This is a genomic window from Paenibacillus sp. PastM-3 (assembly GCF_029893965.1).
In the GTDB taxonomy this organism is placed as follows: Bacteria; Bacillota; Bacilli; order Paenibacillales; family Paenibacillaceae; genus Paenibacillus_AQ.
Genome location: NZ_JARXXP010000073.1, coordinates 1 through 1696, shown reverse-complemented (window position 1 = coordinate 1696; position 1696 = coordinate 1). Strand labels below are relative to the sequence as shown.

Annotated in this window: 1 protein-coding gene; it reads left to right on the top strand. The window is 54.5% G+C overall.

The window, feature by feature from the left end; all coding sequences use genetic code 11:
* Positions 1-343 precede the first annotated feature (343 nt).
* Positions 344-1696 (top strand): group II intron reverse transcriptase/maturase (gene ltrA / locus M2108_RS31300; protein ID WP_277506482.1); only part of this gene is annotated, 1353 nt, incomplete at its 3' end.

The following is a 1696-nucleotide window of genomic DNA, read 5'->3' as shown; positions in this document are numbered from 1 at the left end:
TAGCCAAGGGCAAGGGTGTCCACCGTGAGGCGGAATCTGAAGGAAGCCGGAGGCAAAAGCACGGCCTGAGGTACACGAATCCAATTTGAGGCGGTCGCAGCCGGATGAGTCACCCACACATGACGAAATCCAAAGCTGCCAAGGGCTGCAGCCGTAAACTTGGGCAGGCGCGGGCGGAAAGATGACGTTCTTATCTGGGGAGGCCTGCCGGATACGCAAGAAAAAAAACTTGTAACCGTAGCTGAGAAGCTGCGCTGAACCGGCAGGAGTCAGCAGAGGCCATAGTACGTAAAGGGTTGCAACCCTTTACGGAAGGGCTGAACCGAAAGGAGAGAGGAAACCGATGCGTTCGCATGAAGAGCAACGACAGCCGAATGTCTCGCAAGAGAGCTGCCAGCAAAGAGAAGCGGTGAAGCCGCCTGGGTATGCTGGAGCGCCGAGTTCTTCGTCGGCACAAACCGCCCCTTCCTCTCGCAAAGCAGAGAACGACTTGCTGGAGCGAATGCTCGAAGGAGACAACCTTCGGCTCGCGTATAGACGAGTGGTACAAAACGGAGGAGCGCCCGGTGTGGACAATGTAACGGTAGCGAATCTACAAGCTTACTTGAAAACACATTGGGAACCGGTGAAAGCCGAACTTCTTGCGGGTACCTACGGCCCTGCACCAGTCAAACGGGTGGAAATCCCCAAACCCGGAGGCGGTGTACGGCTGCTGGGTATTCCGACCGTGATGGACCGATTTCTCCAGCAGGCGCTTCTACAAGTCATGAACCCGATCTTTGACGCAGGGTTCTCGTGGCACAGCTACGGCTTTCGGCCGGGGAAAAGTGCACACGACGCCGTGAAACAAGCACAAAGATACATCCAAAGTGGACTCAGATGGGTTGTAGACCTCGATCTGGAGAAGTTCTTTGACCGGGTAAACCACGATATGCTCATGGCGAGAGTGGCACGGAAAGTGACAGACAAAAGAGTGCTGACACTGGTTCGCGCGTATCTAAGCGCCGGAGTGATAGTGGATGGAAAGCTGGAGCGTAGCCGGGAGGGAACGCCGCAAGGCGGCCCGCTCAGTCCGCTGCTGGCAAACATTCTACTGGATGATCTGGATAAGGAACTGACCGGACGCGGCCTGCGCTTTGTACGCTATGCGGACGATTGTAATATCTTTGTGGCGAGTAAACGAGCGGGCGAACGAGTCATGGAATCGGTTAGTCGATATGTAGAAGAAAAGCTAAAACTGAAAGTGAACCGGGATAAAAGTGCGGTAGCCAGGCCGTGGCACCGAAAGTTCCTAGGATTTAGTTTCCTGAGCCAGAAACAGGCGACGATTCGATTGGCACCGAAAACAATCTTGCGATTCAAGGAAAGAATTCGTGAACTGACGAATCGAATGTGGTCCATTTCCATGGAAGAACGAATTCGCCAAGTGAACCGGTATGTGATGGGTTGGCTTGGATACTTCCATCTCGCCTCAGCGAAGACGCACCTCCAGAAACTAGACCAATGGATTCGGAGAAGACTCCGAATGTGTTTGTGGAAGCAATGGAAACGAGTGCGCACACGAATCCGCGAACTCCGGGCGCTTGGGGTGCCTGAATGGGCAGGTTTGGCGATGGCTAACTCGCGGCGCGGAGCATGGGAAATGTCCCGGAACACCAATAATGCCCTTCCGACTTCCTACTGGGAAGCGAAAGGG